This is a genomic window from Candidatus Avedoeria danica (genome assembly GCA_016703025.1).
Classification (GTDB): Bacteria; Chloroflexota; Anaerolineae; order Epilineales; family Epilineaceae; genus Avedoeria; species Avedoeria danica.
In genome coordinates, this window is sequence record JADJCV010000005.1 from 177,871 (window position 1) to 194,397 (window position 16,527).

Consider the following 16,527-nt stretch of genomic DNA (forward strand, 5'->3'; position numbering starts at 1 on the left):
CACGGCGGTGCGGCCCCGCGCCCGCAGCGCGACGATCCACAGGGTCCGATCAAGGTACGCGCCGCATCAGTCCGCCAACGTCACATCCGCATCCGCCAGCCGCTCGTGGAGAAACGCCAACAGCCGCGGCCGCACGCCTGCCGCCGCCCCGAAGCGGGCCTTGGCGACCACGAGCAGTTGGGTCTCGTGGCCGATCAGCCCGTCCTCGCTGATCACCTGCCACGGCTCGATCAGATCCGGCAGCGCCGACATCGCCTCGCCGCGCATCGCCTCGAGTGCCAGCAGCGTCCGGCCGAGGTCCGCCGCCTTGACCCGGATCCGCACCGAGGCCGATGAGAACAGTCCGCGGCTGAAGTTGCGTACGACCCTGACCTCACCGTTCGGCACGACCAGCAGCTCGCCCGACGGCGCACGCAGGTGCAGCGTCGACAGGTTCACCCGCTCGACGATCCCCTCGACCTCGCCGGGCGCCGCCCCGAGCAGGCTGACCTTCTCGCCGACCGTAAAGCGGTCGCCGAAGATGAACGTCAGGCCGATGAAGTAGTCGCTGATCACGGGCCGGGCGCCGAGGCCGATGCCGGCCGACAGCAGGCCGATGCCCCACACGAGCGTCCGCGCATCGACGAGGTCGGACTGGGCCAGCGCGACCATCGCGGCGGCAGTGAAAGCCGTGACGCGGATGAGGTCGCGCACGAGCCCCTCGATCGTGGCGCGCCGCGCCGGACGTCCGGGCGCACGACGGGCCCACCCCGCCAGCCGCACGATGCGCCGCGAGAGAGGCGCCGCCGACCGCGCCACGATCCAGGCGACGACGAACGGGGACACGATCATCGCCGACAGCCGCAGCCACGGCGGCAGGCGGCCGAAGGCATCGACCACGGCGGACCAACTGAGGATCATCCAGCGTCACCCATCATCGTCTGGCGCAACCCGACCCGTCGCGCTGCCGTAAGCTGTGGGTACCCACCGCGGCGGATTATAGTGTCGAGGTCGGACACGGTTTGATTCCGTTCCGCTGTTTTCGATGTTGGAGGTCGATTGCGCATGACGCACTCTCGCTTGACGAAACATCCCGGCGATCGCGTCTGGGCCGGCGTGTGCGCCGGCATTGCCCGCTGGCTGGGCGTCGATCCAGTGCTCATCCGGCTGGTCTGGTTGGCGTGGGCCGTGTTTGGCGATACCGGCACCGCATTCCTGGCCTACATCGCGCTCATGATCGTCCTGCCGGACGCCAGCCGTGAGGAGCGGCGGGCCGAGGCTGAGCGCCGCGGACGGCCACGGCACACCTCGACCCACACCGCCAAGCACGCGGCCCATGCCGCCCCTGCTGCCCATGTCACGCCTTCGCCATCAGCGGTCGCTGCGGGTCCATCGATGCCGACCGGTGCGACGTCCCCGACCTCGCCCGCCCCTCGATCCCCCTCGCCAACCGCCGACGAGCTCGGTGACGTGCTCCTCAAGCTCCTCGATGCCACCGCCGCCGTCGCCGTCAACGTCGCGCGCGCCGCCGTGCTGGCCGCACGGGCTGCATTCGTCACGGGCCACGCGAACTACCGCGCGACGCAGCGGCGGTCGGAAGCGCGCCCCGGCGGCACATCGCCGACCGCTGCCGCGCCGGCCGCCCCATCGCCGCTTGCGGCCGGTGACGTTCAGCCGGCGGCGACGGTGTCGTCCGCGACATCCGCTGCGGCGACGTCGCCCGCGTTGTCCACCGCGACAGCAACACCCACACCGGACGAACCGCACATCGAGTCCGACGAGGAGCGGCTGCACCGACAGATCCGCGACCGGCTCGAGGGGCAGGTGGCCGGCGCCCGCGCCGTCATCGGCGCCGCGGGACCCCAGGCGGCGGCTCGCGAGCGCACGGCGCGGCGGGGGCGGCTGCGGCAGCTGGCTGGTTTCGGCGTGTTGGCGTTCGGTGCCTGGGGCCTCGCCACGACCCTCGGCCTCGAGCCTCTGGCACTCACCGCCGCCGCCCTCCCGACGTTCGCCAGCGCCGCCGTCGTCATCGCCGCCTCCCTCGTCTGCCTCGGCACCTACCTCCTCTGGACGGCGGTGCGGCGGCACCCCTGACGTCGTGGCCGCCGCAAGGCGCTTTCGCTCTCCGTGCGGCGCCCGGTACAATGGCCGGGCGCCGCTTTGCGTTCCCAAGGGCCGGTGGGGCCGATGGGCACGGATCGCCTCGGGCGCGTCTTGTTCGGCGAGGAGGGGCGATGCACCGGGCTGTTGGCCGAATCGGCCGATCGACGGGCCGCTGGCTCGTCGGCGGCGCAGCGGCGGCGCTCGTCGCCGGCCGGGCGATCACCGGCGGGCCGTTCGTCGAGCCGGCGCGGCTTGACTCGGTCGCGGCCGCGCCGGCCCAGGACCGGGTATGGTTCGAGCAGGACGGCGCGACGGATCAGACGCTGCGCGACGTCGCCGCGCTGGGCAGCGGCATCGTCTGGGCGGTGGGCGGCGAGGGCGAAGAGGACTGCGCGATCCAACGCTCGGAGGACGGCGGGACGAGCTGGCGGCAGCAAGGGTGCCCCGTGCGCTGGAAGCTGCAGGCCATGACGGCGATCGACGCGCAGACCGCCGTGGCCGTCGGGCTGAACGGCACGGCGATCCGGACGGACAACGGCGGCGCGAATTGGGCCGCGCTGGACGTCGACACGAGCCAGGGGCTGACGGACGTCTACTTCATCGACGCGCAGCGCGGCTGGATCACGACGCGCAACGGCGGCATCCTGCGCACGACGGATGGCGGGGCGAGTTGGCGCCGGTCCGATGTCGGCGGCGGCCTCGGGCTGTTCGGTCTGAGCTTCGTCGACGCGCAGCGCGGCTGGGCGACGGGCAGCGACGGACTCGTGCTGTCCACCGAGGACGGCGGCGCTTCGTGGCGCCGACTCCCGCGACCGGGCGATGCACGCCTCTTGGCGGTGCGATTCCTCGACGCGACGACCGGCTTCGCATGCGGCAACGTCATCCTGCACACGTGGGACGGCGGCCGCACGTGGGCGCCACGACTGGCGCGACCCGAGAAGACGCTGAACGACATGGTGTTCGCCGACGGCGCACATGCCTGGGCCGTCGGCGACGAGGGCTACATCGTCCGATCCGTGGACGGCGGGGCGAGCTGGGTCAAGGTGCCGGCCGACACGGGGCGCAGCCTGACCGCGGTATCGTTCGCCGGCCCGGACGACGGCTGGGCGGTCGGGACGGGCGGCGTCGTCGTCCGCTGGGGCATCCGGCCCCCGACGCGCACGCCGTCACCGACGATCACGCGCACCCCCACCGCCACCCGCACGCCGACGCCGACGCCGTCCCAGCCGTGGCTGACGATCGACTGGCCCGCCGGGGTGACGTTCTACGCCGGTGCGCCCGACCGCGCCCGCACCGTGCACGTGCGCTACGGCAACCAACCGGCCCCGACGGTGCTCACCGCCACGCTCACCGGCGGTCTCGTCTTCCCGAACGGCCGCGCCGTGCTGACCGAGGCGCTCTCGGCCGACTTCGGGACGCTGCGGTTCGTGCTCCGGACACCGCCCGAGGTCGTCGCTCGCCAACTGTTCGAACTGCGCGTGATCGCCGGCGGCCGCACCGTCAGCCGCAGCGGCCGCGTGCCGTGGTCGCTCTGGCTGCCCATGCTCCACCGGCTGGCCGATAGGGACGCGCCGCCGCCGGTCGAGCCGACGGAGGAACCGACGGAGGAACCGACGGAGGAACTGACGCCCATACCGTCATCGACGTCAGCCACGACGCCCACGTCACCCACCTCGCCCACGGCGGAGTCCACGCCGACGGCGACGCCGGTGGAACCGGATCCGACGTCGACGCCCGAGGTCGGGTCGACGCCGTCGCCGGAGCTCACGCCGACGGCGACGGCGACGGACATCGTAGCTGCGACGCCCGAGCCCACGTCCACGGACATGTCGACCGCGACGCCCACGGCGACGCCTGCCACGCCCCACCGCGACCAGCGCGCGCCGTCCGACCGCAACCCGTAGGGGCACGGCGGCGCCGTGCCGTTCCCCCGCTGAACAAGACCCCCCGGAGACCTCCATGCGCCGCCTGTACGTGAGCCACAACGGCGAGTTCGAGGACAACCCGGACATTGCCGGGATCGCAACCGACCTGCGCGACCTGACGCGGACGACGTGGCTCGACATCCGCCGCGATCCGAATGCCGAGGACATCGCGATCCTCCGCGAGGTCTTCGGCTTCCACCCGCTGGCCCTCGAGGACGCGCTGCACGTGCGGCACCCGGCCAAGGTCGACATCTTCGGCCGCAACATGTCGTTGATCGACGGTGACGCCGGCGCGAAGAGTACCGACCTCGACGACGACGGGACGCCGAAACTGTGCGGCGATCACTACTTCCTCATCGTCTACACCGCCCACTGGGATGCCGAGCGCCGGCGCACGTCGCTGCAGCCGCTGTCGATCTTCGTCGGCCGGAACTACATCGTCACTCTGCACCGCGGCGTCCTCGCGGACATCGAGGACACCGTGCGGCGCTGGCGCGCGCCCGACGGGCCGCTCGGCGACACGACCGGAGCGCTCCTCCACGCCCTCCTCGATACCGTCATCGACGACTACTTCCCGGTCCTCGACCGGATCGCTGACCAGCTGCAACGGCTGGAGGACGCGATCTTCGAGGATTTCGACGAGGGTCTGATCCGCGAGATCTTCCGCCTCAAGAAGGACTCGCTGCGCATCCGCCGTGCTCTGGCGCCGATGCGCGACATCCTCAACACGCTGCTCCGGCGCGACGTGCCTGTCTTCGACAGCGCCGACCTGGTCTACTTCCGCGACGTCTACGAGCACGTCATCCGCCACATCGAGTCCGTCGACATCGACCGCGATCTGCTCACGGGCGTGCTGGACAGCTTCCTGTCGATGCAATCGAACCGGCTCAACCAGGTCGTCAAGGTGTTGACGGTCGGGTCGATCGTCCTCATGAGCGTGACGCTCATCGCCGGGATCTACGGCATGAACTTCGAACACATGCCCGAGCTGCGTTGGACGTACGGCTACGCATGGGCGCTCGGCCTGATGGTGGCCATCGCGATCGGGTTGGTGGCGCTGTTCCGGCGGATGAAGTGGCTGTAAGCGGGAGGCGCGCGGACGGTTCGCGTCGCCGCTTGCTCATCGGCACGTCGTGATCACCGTCGCGATCGCGGCGTAGATCCGACCGAGGTCGTCCGTCGACGGTGCGGCGAAGAAGCGCCTGGCATCGCCGGCCGCAGCCGCGAGCAACACGGCATCGATGTCGCTCGACCGGCCGAGGCCGATCGTGAAGAGCGTCGTGCCGCGGGCGGCGGCGGCGCGGGCGGCGGCCAGGACCGTGTCCTCCTGGCGGCCGGACGGGATGGGCGTCGGGACGCCGTTCGGGAGGCCGTCCGTGAGGACGATGACGACGGGCGTGTTCGTGCTGCGGCGCGACGCGCTCTGGAGTGCCCGCTGCCCGAAGGTGAACGCCAGATCGATGCGCGTCCCCTCGCCCGACTTGGCCGCCAGGCGGTCGAGGCCGCCCAGCGCCGCGCCGCGGTCGACGGTCAATGCCTGCTCGATCCAGCCCGTGCGGTTGAACCCGACGATCGCCACTTGGTCGCCCCGCCGGCGGCGATCGCCGGTCAGCGTCAGGCGGCCGAGGAACGCGCGCGCCGCCGCGAAGGCCGCTTCGTCCTTCGTCTGTGTGCCCGCGCCGATCGTCCGCTGCATGGACGTCGAGCGGTCGAGGACGAGGACGATGTCGGCGAAGCGCTGCTCCTTGGCGCACTGGCTGCGGTTCGTGAGCGGCAGGTAGATCGCGAAGATCGCCGGCGTTGGGCTGGGCGAGGGCGTCGCGGTGCGCGATGCAGTCGCGGTGGATGTCGGCGACGGGGTTGCGGTGCGCGTCGCGGTCGGACTCGGCGAAGACGTCGCGGTCTGCGTCGGGGTGCTCGACGGCGTGACGGTCGCCGTCGCGGTCGACGACGGGGTGGTCGTCGGCGTGGGCGACGATGTCGGCGTGCGCGTCGCGGACGGCGTGACCGTCGGTCGCGGCGTCGACGTCGGGAACGGCGTGCGCGGTGGGGGAGGCGGCGGCTCCGACAGGCGGCCGCACAGGCGCTCGACGTCGCCGAGGCCGTTGTCCTCGCTGAACGTGCGCGCGCCGCGGCCGTCGTACAGTTCGAGGCGGGCGAGGCCCTCGCCCGTCGCGTTGTCGTGCCAGACGGCGCCGCCGGATGCGGCCGACAGCGGCACCATCGCGCTCGAGACCGTCCAGTCGCGCACGACCGGCCGCGCCAGGCCGCCGAAGACGATCTCGCCGAGGTGGTTGGAGACGAAGCCGGGGCCGGCGTCGCCGGTGAAGAACTCGGGGGCCGGCGTCGCCGCCCAACCGGCGGCGTCGGGACGGGCACGGACGATGTCGCCGGCGGGCAGGCCCGGCAGCTCGGGCGTCGGGATGGGATGGGCCGGCGGGTGGAGGGTCTGGTCGCCGAAGCGGTCGCGGAAGCCGAGGATCATGTCGCCGCCGTCGCTGAACTCGATGTCGCTGAGGATCGGCTGCGGCCAGATCGCGTCGATGCGGTCGGGATCGAGCGTGTCGTGGCCGCTCCGCCATCGCTGCCAACGCGCCGGCACCGCCACGCGCGCCCAGCCGCGGTCGTAGTCCAGCGGCATCGACAGCACGGCGCCCATCCGTGTGCCGACATCGCTCGACCGAAAGACGTGGGCCATCGGCCGCCCCTGCCCCGTCGGGTCGCTCGTCCCGCCGACGTCGACGACGCCGTGGAAGACGTCGTTGCCGCGCACCTTGAGGCCGAACGGCCGCGCGTCGGCGGCCCAGGAGAGCGACGCGGCGCCGTTGGCGAACGTGCCGTCGAGGACGGCGCGGTCGCCGAGGAGGTAGCGGTAGATCCGCCGGTCCGCCAGGTTCACCGCGAAGAGGTAGCCGTCGACGGGGTCGAGGTCGAGGTCGCCGAGGCCGACGCGGCCGACGGCGTTGCCGGCCGCCACGTCGGGGTAGAAGTGCGGTCGATCGTGCGGATCGGCGCCCGCGCTCGGCACCGTCGCCCAGCGGATCACGATGTCGGTCGCCAGATCAAGCCGATAGATCGCCCCCGGCCCGCCCGGCCCGAGCGGCGCGCCGCGCTTGACGAAGGCGCCCGCATACACCTGGTTGCGCGCGTCGTCCACGGCCAGGCCGTAGACGGCGCCCATGTCCTCCTGGCGCGCCAGCGTGTACCGTTCGCCGCCGGACTGCGACCACCGGAAGGCGATCAGCGCGGCGGACGATTCGGCACCGGGGCCGAGGAGGAGCGACGTGACGAAGAACGGGTGCTCGTCGAGGCACTCGGCGGCGAAGCGTTGGATGGGTGCCAGCGGGGCGGCGCGTCCGGGCCCGCCCGACAGGCACGACGACACAACGGCCACGGCGACTGCCGTGCCGCCCATGATGCGCGCGGTCGCGATGCCGAGCCTTGATGCCACGAGGCGCCCGTCCCTGTCCCAGGCGCGCGGTGCTGCGCTGCCTGACAGGACGTGCACGTACGGTCGACCGTTATGGCCGAATGGGATAGGGCCGAATGGGACGATGTTTCGGTGGAACGTCGTGCGATCGCCCGGCATCTGCAGCGCGTGCGGGCGTGATCGGGCGACGGTCCCGCCCCGTCACACCGTCACGGTGCCGTTCCGCCCGCCGCCCACGCCGCCGCCACCGCGTCACACGTCGTCGCCGCGCCGTCGGCGAGGCGGACGACCCGGATTTCGGCCGGCAGCGTAAAGTCCGGGTCGATCGTCACGCCCTCCACGGCGAACGGCGCGGCAATGTCCAGCGTTCCCTCCGCTCCCGCGAGCCGCGTCCCGGCGCGCGCGGTCCGGCCGCCGCCGTGCGCCGCGGCGACGATGGCCAGGTCGAACGGCTCGCCGCCCTGGCAGAACTGCACGCGGACGGTGCCGTCGCCGGCCGGCCGCCAGCCGGCGTGGATGAGCGGCTCGCCGGCACGGTGGACGAAGCTGTCGAACAGCGCCGCGACGTCGACGCCCGTGCCGGCCGCAGCGGCCGTCATCGCCGCTTCGAAGTCGTCCGTCGAGGCCGTCGCGTAGCGGTGGGCGGCGTAGTAGGCGCGCATCCCTTGCCAGAACGCGGTCTCGCCGAGGCGGACGCGGAGCATATGTAGGACGAGCGAGCCCTTGTAGTACGCGTTCCAGTCGAACGCGCGGACGGGGGGGTTGAGCGGTGTGCCCTCGCCGTACCGCAGGACGAGTTCGCGGACGGCCTCCATCCGCCACGCGCTCGGCTCGATCCCGGCGCCGTCGTCGACCCCGACCTGCTGGAGGAACGTCAGCATGCCCGCGATCAACCAGCTGTCGGACCACGAACGCGGGCTGACGGACGCGCCGAACCACTGGAAGGATGTGGTGTTCGCGATCCGTGGTTCGAACATGCGCGGGTTCTCCGTCAGGAGGCGTTGGTCGTCCATTGTGATCGCCGCCTGATACGACCCACCGCCGGACACCCCCGTGGCGACGAAGAGGTCGAGGCTCTCGAACGGATAGGGCGCGATCCGCCGGCTGAACGCGGCGACGAAGTCCGATGTCCTCCAGGCGGCGCGCAGCGTCGTCGCTGGGTCGTCCAGTACGTGGAAGCGGATCGGCAGCCCGCCCGGCGTGGCGTGCTCGACAATCGTGAACGGACCTACGCTGACCGCGACGCCGAACGGCGCCATCGGCTGGCGCATCTCGTAGACGAAGGTCGATGCCGCATCGCCGGCGCGCTCCTCGACGAGGACGCCGCCGGCGACGGCCCGGAACGGGTGCGGGGCGGTGAGCTCGAACCGCCAGGCCGCCTTGTCCAGCGGGTGGTCGTTCACGGGGATCCAGTTGCCGGTACCCGTTGGTATCCCGGCCGACCGCATCGTCTGCCGGCCGCCCGGCCGCAGCCCGCCGCGCACGACGCGCGGCGTGCCGGCGTAGGCGAAGCGCATCGTGAACGGCTCGCCGGCGGCCATCGGGCGCGGCAGGTCGACCCAGAGCTTCTCCGCGTTCGCGGGCTGCTCGTACGTCGCGGCCACACCGTCCACCTCGACCGCCGAGAGCGTGAGGCCGGCGCTGCCGACGACGCGCAGGAAGTCCAGGCTGAGCCGGGTCAGGTCGGTGACGACAGAGCGCGCCGCGATCGTCGTGTCCGCCTCGACTCGCTTGGCCACCGGGTCGATGCGGGCCTGGACGGTGTACGTGATCACGTCGTAGCCCGTGTTGCCGAGTGTCGGCTCGAACGGGTCGCCGATGGAGGGCTCGCCAACCGCGTCGATCGTCCCGCCCGCCGCCGGGTCCGCCGTGCGGCTGGGCGATTCGTCCGGGATCTGGGGTTCGGTTTGGGCGATGTCCTCCCCACCCGCCGGCGCACGGCCGTCGGCCGAAGGGAACGCAGGCGGCGGCAGGTCGGCGCACACCGGGAGCGCCGCGTCCCACATTGGCCGGACGACGACGTCGGCCAGGATCGCCTGCTCCGGATCGGGCGTGACGGCCTCGAGGATCCCGGCGTACGGCAGCTCGGCGAGCTGATCGGAAGCGTGGATCGCTAGGGTCGATGCGACGACGCCGGCGCTGCCGTGGAGCGCGATCGGCAGCGCGAAGGACACGGGCTGGGCCGTCCACTGGCAGATCCGGACGCGGACCTTGCCGTCGGCGCGCGACCACGCCAGGTGCATGCGCGGCACGGCAGCCTGGTGGAAGTCGACGTCCAGCCGGGCGCGCATCGCCGCCCCGTTCGGCCCGGCGGCCTCTATCGCCGCCGCCTCGAATGCCGCGAGCGACAGCTCGCCTGGCCGGAGGCCGGCGTGATAGCGCCGAAGCGCCGTCCAGAAGAGCGCATCGCCAAGGGCGAGGCGGACGGTGTGAACGCCGAACGGCGGCTTGTAGTTCGCGACGCTTCCCAGGTTACGGTCCTCGTAGACTCCCTGCAGCGTCGCGAGCGGGGCGTCCGCGGTGACCCACTGGATGTAGTCGCGCTCGAACGCCGTCAGCCTGGCGCGCACGGGCTCGGGGCCTTGGTCGCGTGCGCCGTATAGGAGGCCGAGGTAGTCGTTCAGGCCGTGGTGGAACCAGTACGTGTCATCGTACGCGACCGGGAACCACAAGCCGGCCAGCCGGACCACGGCGCTCCGGTCGACGTACCGCACGCCGTCCTTCGCGTCCGCGGAGCCGAGGACGAACATCCCCGGCAACGCCTCCGAACTCTGCGGGCCGGAGTAGTACTTCTGCGGATCCTCGGTGCCGCCGTCGATAATCCGCAGCTTCGGGTATGGCGTGCCCAGCCGTATCGCGAGCCAGTCGAACTGGCGAACGACGGCGTCGAGGACGGGCCCGCTCTGCTCGGACGGCCGTGGGCTGTACAACGTGAGCGGGATGCCCGCCGCGCTGAGCCGCTCGACGACGCTGAAGCGGCCGAAGTGCACCTTGAGATCGTCCGGCAGGATCGAGTCCGCGCGCCAGATCGAGGTCACCTGGCCCTCCGTCCGGTCCTCGCGCTCGCGCTCCGCGTTCACGACGACGGTGATCGGCTCTGGCACGGTGACGCTCAGCCGGAAGCGCACCCGGTCGTCCGCATCCGGGCTGCCCGGGTACCAACCACCTGGCCCGGCGCCCGCCCAGGCGTGGACGATCACTTTTCCGTCCGGCTGGGTGTGTCGCCAGTTGAAGCCACTGCCGTGTTCGTACGAGATCTTGAGCTCGAAGGGCGTGCCGCGTGGCGTGGCCCGCGGGAGCGCGACCCAGAGCCGATCCTTGTCCGCGTTCGATCCCCAGCGGGCCGGTGCGCCGTCGAGGCGGACCTGGACGGGTTCGTCGTTCAGGCGGAAGAACAGGAGGTCAATCTCCGACAGGCCGTCGACCGTCGTGCGGCCCCGGATCGTGACCCCGCCGGAGACCCCCATCGTTTCCTTCTGGTTCTCGCCCGGGAAGGTCACCATCTGGACCTTCAACCGGATGTCGTAGCTCTCGACGTCGTATCCCGGCTCATCGGCGGCGAACCACGCCCGCTGGAGCATCGGCAGGTAGGCCAGCGAGCGGGGGCCGGCCGGCGGCGTCGGGGCCTGGGCGGCGGGGCGGGCCGAGGCGACGGCCGAGCCGGCGACGACGGCGCCGGCGACGATCGCGGCGAGGCGGCGGAGGGCGGGCGCGGCGAGAGGCGAGCGAACCGTGGTCATGATGTAGGCTCCGAAGTCTGGGTTGCATTCGCTGGGGCAAGACTAGGCGATGGGCGCGAGCGTCGTCAAGCTGCGCCCGTTGCGCGCAGCGGCCGGACGAGCCCGGCCGGCGGATCGTCAGGGCGTCCCCCCCGCCGCCCACGCCGCCGCGATCGCGTCGCACGTCGTGGTCGCGTCGAGGTTGGCCAGCCGGACGACGCGGATGTCGGCCAGCAGCTCGACGTCGGGGTCGACGGTGACGCCCGTGACGTCCTTGAACGGGAACTCCGTCGTCGACACTTCGAGGTCCGACTGGGCGCCGGTGAGACGGCCCGATGCCCGAAGTGCCCCGAACTTCTGATGGGCCGCGACGGTGATCGGGAGGTCGAACGCCGGTTCGCTTTGGCACAGCCGCACGCGCACGACGTCGTCCGCCCCCTGCGTCCAGCCGGCGTACACCACCGGCTGGCCCGCCCGATGGACCCACTGGTCGAACGCCGCTCCAACGTCCACGCCCGTCCCGGCCGCCTCGGCCGCCAGCGCCGCCTCGAGGTCGTCCGTCTTGGCGTTGCCGTACTCGAACGCCGCGTAGTACGCCCGCAGGCCCTTCCAGAAGGCCTCCTCGCCGAGCTGGGCGCGCAGCATGTGGAGCACCCAGCCGCCCTTCTCGTACGTGTTCGTGCCGAACATGTCGGCAGGGATCGGCTGGCTGACGGGCGCGTTCGCGCCGCCGTTCAGAATCGTGTAGCGCAGGCCCTCCATCCGCCACCCAAGCGGCTCCGGGCCGACGCGGTCCGCGCGCCAGAGTTCGGCGAAGTACGTCGCGAAGCCCTCGTTCAGCCAGATGTCGGCCCATGAGTACGGGCTGATCGCGTCGCCGAACCACTGATGGGCGGCCTCGTGGGCGATCAGGCTGTGGGAGCTGCGCGGTGCGCGCGTCGTGAAGACGTTGGCGCCGATCGCCGTCATCGACTGGTTCTCCATCCCGCCGCCGAAGTCGGGCGCCGCGAAGTGGCCATAGCTGTCGAACGCATACGGCGCCACGAGGCGGCCGAAAACGCTCAGGATGTCGGGCGTGACGTCGACGACACGCATCCCGACGGCCGGATCGTTGAGGAAGTAGTGGCGGATCGTCACGCCGTCCGGCCCGGCCTGGTCGGCCGTTCGATAGCGGCCGACGGCGGCACCGGCCAGGTAGGTGCTCATCGGCTGGCGCATCTCGAAGACGGCCGTCGATTCCGTCTCGCCGACGCGCTCCTCGACGAGGACGCCATTGGCGGCGGAGCGGAAGGGCGCCGGCGCGGTGATCTCGAAGCGGAACAACGCCTTGTCGCGCGGGTGGTCGTTGCAGGGGATCCAGTTGCGTGTGCCGTTGGGCTCGGAGATCGCATACATCGTCTGCTGGCTGTGCGGCATCAGGCCGCCGCTGAAGATGTCCGTCCCGCCCTCACGCGGCTCGCCGCCGTAGACGAAGCGCATCGTGAAGGCTTGGCCGTCGGCCAGTGGTTGCGGAAGGTCCAGCCAGAGCTTGTCGACGTCCGCCGGCCGCTCGTACGCCGCCGCCTGGCCGTCGACCTCGACGGTCGTGATCGCCAAGCCGTCCTTGCCGTCCGCGCTCATGCGGATGAAGTCGAGGCTGATCCGGCTCAGGCCGCTGATCACGCTCCGCGCCTGAACCGTCGTGTCGGCGTCGACCCGTCCCGCCACCGGGTCGATCCGGGCCTTGACGGTGTAGGTGATCACATCGTAACCGGTGTTCCCGAGGTATGAGATGTACGGATCGCCGATCGACGGCTCGCCGGGGACGACGGCGTCCGGGTGCGCTTCGGCGCCCGCGGGCACGACGGCGCGCAGCGGCGGCGGGAGGTGACGAAGGGCGTGCGACCGACGGTGGGTGCCCTCGACGCCGGTCCCGTCCTCGGCTTCGCCGCCTTCGGTCGCGTCCAAATCCATGTCCACGTCGCCGTCGCCGCCGTCGATCCGGGCGTGTTTTGTGACGATCTCCGCCCCGGGCATCCCCATCGCCGCCGCCCCGCCCGTCGCGATCGCCGGCTGCGGCAGCGCGGCGCACTCGGGCAGCGGCGCCTCCCCCATCGAGTGAACGATGATATCGGCGAGGGCGATCTGATCGGGGTCGGGTGTCATCGCGCTCAGCGTCCCGTCGTACGGAATCTCGAAGACCTCGTCTACCTTGCCGATGACCAGCGTTCCGAGGGCCGTGCCGGTGCTGCCGTACAGCTGGAGCGGCAGCACGATCCCGTTTGGCTCGGTGGTGAGCTGGCAAGCACGCGCCCGGACCACGCCGCCGGCGCGCGACCAGGCGAGGTTCAGACGGGGCGTCTTGGCCGCTCGGAAGTGGATGTCGAGCACGGCACGGAAGAAGGCCGTCGGCTCGCTCGGCGGCAGGTTGTCGATCGTGGCGGCTTCGAACGCGGGCAGGGAAGCGAGCAGCTGCGGCGTCGTCTTGATGTAATCGCGCAGCACCTGCCAGAACACGTCGTCGCCGAGCCGCCAACGCACATTGTGATAGGCCCACGGCGCCTTGTTCGCCGCGACGGCCTGCGTCGACGCCGAGCCGTCGCCCGGCAGGTCCGAGAGAGCGATGTCGCGCGTGACGCCGAACGCGTAGGCCGACTCGAGGGCCGCAAGGCGGGCGCGGATGATCTCCGGTCCTTGGTCGCGCGCCTGGTACAGGTAGCCGAGGTATGTCGTCAGACCGGTGTTCAGCCAGTCGTCGCCCCGTTTCTGGACGCCGACGGCGCCGCCGAACCACTGCCGCGCGATGAGGGCGGCGTTGCGCTCCCAGTAGACCGTTCGCGCGTTCACCTGGTTGCGCCCGACGACGAACATCCCGGCCAGCGACGCCGAGCCCGTCGCGCCGGTTTCGACGAACGTCATGTTGCCGTACGGATTGCCGAACAGGCGATCGCCGAACCACTCGAGCTGGCGGGTGAGCGCCTGAATCGTCGGCTTCGCCTCGTCGACGGGCCGGAACGTGTAGCTCATCAGCGGCACGCCGCTCTCGCTCTCGGACTCGTCGACGATGTAGCGGCCGATGTTCACCATCGCGTCCGCGGTGGCCATCTGCCGCTTCGTGAAAAAGACGGATGTCGTGGCGCCGGAATCGTGGAAGTGGTTCACCCGAAGGCCGTTGGCGACCGCCAAGTACGGATCGGGCGCCGTCAGCGTGAACGAGAACTCGGCGCGATCGCGCGGGTGGTGGTTCACCGGGAACCAGCTGCTGGCGTTGCCGACTGGCGTCCAGATCTGAAGCGTGTCCGGGTTGTCCTGGCTGGCCCGCCGGACCGAGAACCCGGCGCTGCTCTTGTACTGGAACCGGATGTTGAAGCGCGTTCCGCGCGCCCAGTTCGGCGGCAACGCGACCCATACCTTGTTGCCCGCCCCGGCCCACCATCGGACCGGCGAGTCGTCGAGCAGCACATCGACCGGCCCGGACGGCAGCACGAAGTCGAGTGCGATCTGGTCGACGCGGTCGACGTTGGTGTACGCGTAGACGAACGCGACGGCGGTGTACTCGACGCGCGGCGGCTGCCCGCCCTGGCCGACCGTGCCCGGATCGATGTTGAACGCCAAGCGCACGTCATAGCTGTCGACGTCATAGCCCGGGTTGCCGAGGCCCGGCGCGCCGGGATCACCGAGCGTGCTCGTCGCCATCGACCAGCTGCGCTGGAGGACGGGCAGGTAGATCGTCGGCCCTCTTGGCGTCGGCGCGGTTGGCGTCGGCGCCTGGCCGAGCGGCCGTCCCGCTACGGGTGACGAAGCGACGAGCGACAGTGCGACGAGCGACAACGCGACGAGCTTCGCGCCGACCCCCGACGTGGACGTCATACGAGCGAGTTGGCGGCGAACGAGCGGACGGCGGGGCGACATGGGGCTACTCCAGCGGGACCGGGCCGAGGGCCGGAGCGTATCGTCACGTATCGTCGCGGTCAACCGGTCCCCGAGGAGAGCCGCCGACCGCCGGGCCGTCTCACCCCTCGGCAGCCGCGCTGGTACTCCGTCACTGGACACACTTCGGATATCCGACAGAGGGAGTTATAAGCAGACCCTGCAGTGACAGAGGACTAGCGCAGCGCATCCACCGCCACCACGCGTCCGCCACCACCCGACGCCGCGCTCTCGCCCAGCTGCCGCTCGACGCGCTTCATCACCCACGCCGCGTCCCGCCCGACGCCGCCGATCAGCTCGGAGACGCGGCTGCGCATCCACGGCAGGCCGATCGCGTACAGCCCGGGGACTTCGCCGACGCCGCCGGCCTGCCGCAGCTGTCCGTCCGGCCGGAGCGCGCCGTCGATCGCCAGCCAACCGTGGTCCGGGCGGAAGCCGGTGCACCACACCACGGCCTCGAACCCGCCGATCGCCGCGGCGGCGCCGGCGTCGTCAGCGGCCAGGAAGCCGTGGCGGGCGGCGAAGCCGAGCACGCGGCCGACAGAGCGGATGCGGCCATCCCGGAGGGCATCGCGCAGGGCGTAACCCATGATCACCTCGCCGGTGCCGAACGTCCACCGCACGAGCGGGTTGGAGGGACCGATGTAGTTGTAGCCGAGCGTCTCGCCCCAGCAGAAGATGCTGCGGCCGAGCACGGTCAGCGGCATGAAGCGCATCCGGTCGCCGACGGCGATCGTCACATCCTTGCCGGCGTCGGCCAGCTCGACGCTGATCTGTGCGCCCGAGTTCCCGGCCCCGACGACGAGCACGCGCCGCCCAGGCACTTGGCCGGGATTGCGGTATTCGCCGGAGTGGATCTGGAAGATGTCGCGCGGCAGCTGCGTCCCGAACTCGGGCACGATCGGCTGATGGCACCCGCCCGCCGCCACGACGACGGCCCGCGCCCGCCACGTACCCGTGACCGTGGCGACGACGAACCCCGGGACGCCATGGCCGGCGTGCGTGGACGCGGATCGGGCCGCGGTACGCGGCGCTGCGGCCAGCGTGACGCGCCGCACGGGCTCGCCGTACGCCACGTCGATGTCCATCGCCCGGGCGTAGCGCTGCAGATAGGCCACGATCTCGTCGCGCGTCGGGTACCCGTTGGGGCGGCCGGGCATCGCCAGGCCGGGCAGGGCGGAGAACCGGCGCGGGGTGTACAGCACCAAGCTGTCGTAGCGGTTCAGCCACGCCGATCCGGCCACATCCGCAGCCTCGAGGACGACATGGTCCAGGCCGGCCCGTTTGGCGAAATAGGCCGCCGCAAGGCCGGACTCGCCCGCGCCGATGATGACCACATCCACCGATCTCGTCTGGCCCACGCCCACGTCCTCGTCGTCCATCCCAAAGGCAGCCGTCGGGCAATTCTCGCCGCGGACGGCCAAGGTTGCCACTTCCGCCCACCCTCGCGGGCCGGCGATCG

General features: G+C 71.6%; 7 protein-coding genes and 1 pseudogene. 3 read left to right on the plus strand and 5 right to left on the minus strand.

The genetic code is table 11. The features are described 5' to 3' along the window. Positions 1-66 precede the first annotated feature (66 nt). Positions 67-900: a mechanosensitive ion channel gene (locus IPG72_15175; GenBank protein MBK6770318.1), complete on the minus strand. Its 834-nt coding sequence runs from the start codon at positions 898-900 to the stop codon at positions 67-69. Between the two features lie 144 nt (positions 901-1,044). Here IPG72_15175 and IPG72_15180 point away from each other — a divergent pair. The 3 genes and pseudogenes from IPG72_15180 (at position 1,045) to corA (ending at position 5,091) form a co-directional block, all read left to right on the plus strand. Further along, positions 1,045-1,227, plus strand: a pseudogene (locus tag IPG72_15180) (PspC domain-containing protein). A gap of 986 nt (positions 1,228-2,213) precedes the next feature. Further along, positions 2,214-3,986, plus strand: a complete 1,773-nt coding sequence (locus IPG72_15185; GenBank protein ID MBK6770319.1) for a hypothetical protein — start codon at positions 2,214-2,216, stop codon at positions 3,984-3,986. Positions 3,987-4,041: 55 nt separating this feature from the next. After that, the gene (corA, locus tag IPG72_15190; protein MBK6770320.1) at positions 4,042-5,091 is read left to right on the plus strand and encodes a magnesium/cobalt transporter CorA; all 1,050 of its coding nucleotides are present in this window, start codon (positions 4,042-4,044) and stop codon (positions 5,089-5,091) included. A gap of 36 nt (positions 5,092-5,127) precedes the next feature. Here the strand turns inward: corA and IPG72_15195 are convergent, their stop codons facing one another. The 4 genes from IPG72_15195 to IPG72_15210 form a co-directional block, all read right to left on the minus strand. Further along, entirely contained in the window at positions 5,128-7,515 is a 2,388-nt protein-coding gene (locus tag IPG72_15195) for a VWA domain-containing protein (protein ID MBK6770321.1), read from the minus strand. Positions 7,516-7,646: 131 nt separating this feature from the next. Next, a complete protein-coding gene (locus tag IPG72_15200; GenBank protein MBK6770322.1) occupies positions 7,647-11,177 on the minus strand; it encodes a hypothetical protein in 3,531 nt (1,176 codons plus the stop codon). 117 nt (positions 11,178-11,294) lie between these two features. After that, positions 11,295-15,047, minus strand: a complete 3,753-nt coding sequence (locus IPG72_15205; protein MBK6770323.1) for a hypothetical protein — start codon at positions 15,045-15,047, stop codon at positions 11,295-11,297. 194 nt (positions 15,048-15,241) lie between these two features. Next, entirely contained in the window at positions 15,242-16,498 is a 1,257-nt protein-coding gene (locus IPG72_15210) for an NAD(P)-binding domain-containing protein (GenBank protein ID MBK6770324.1), read from the minus strand. Between the last annotated feature and the right edge of the window lie 29 nt (positions 16,499-16,527).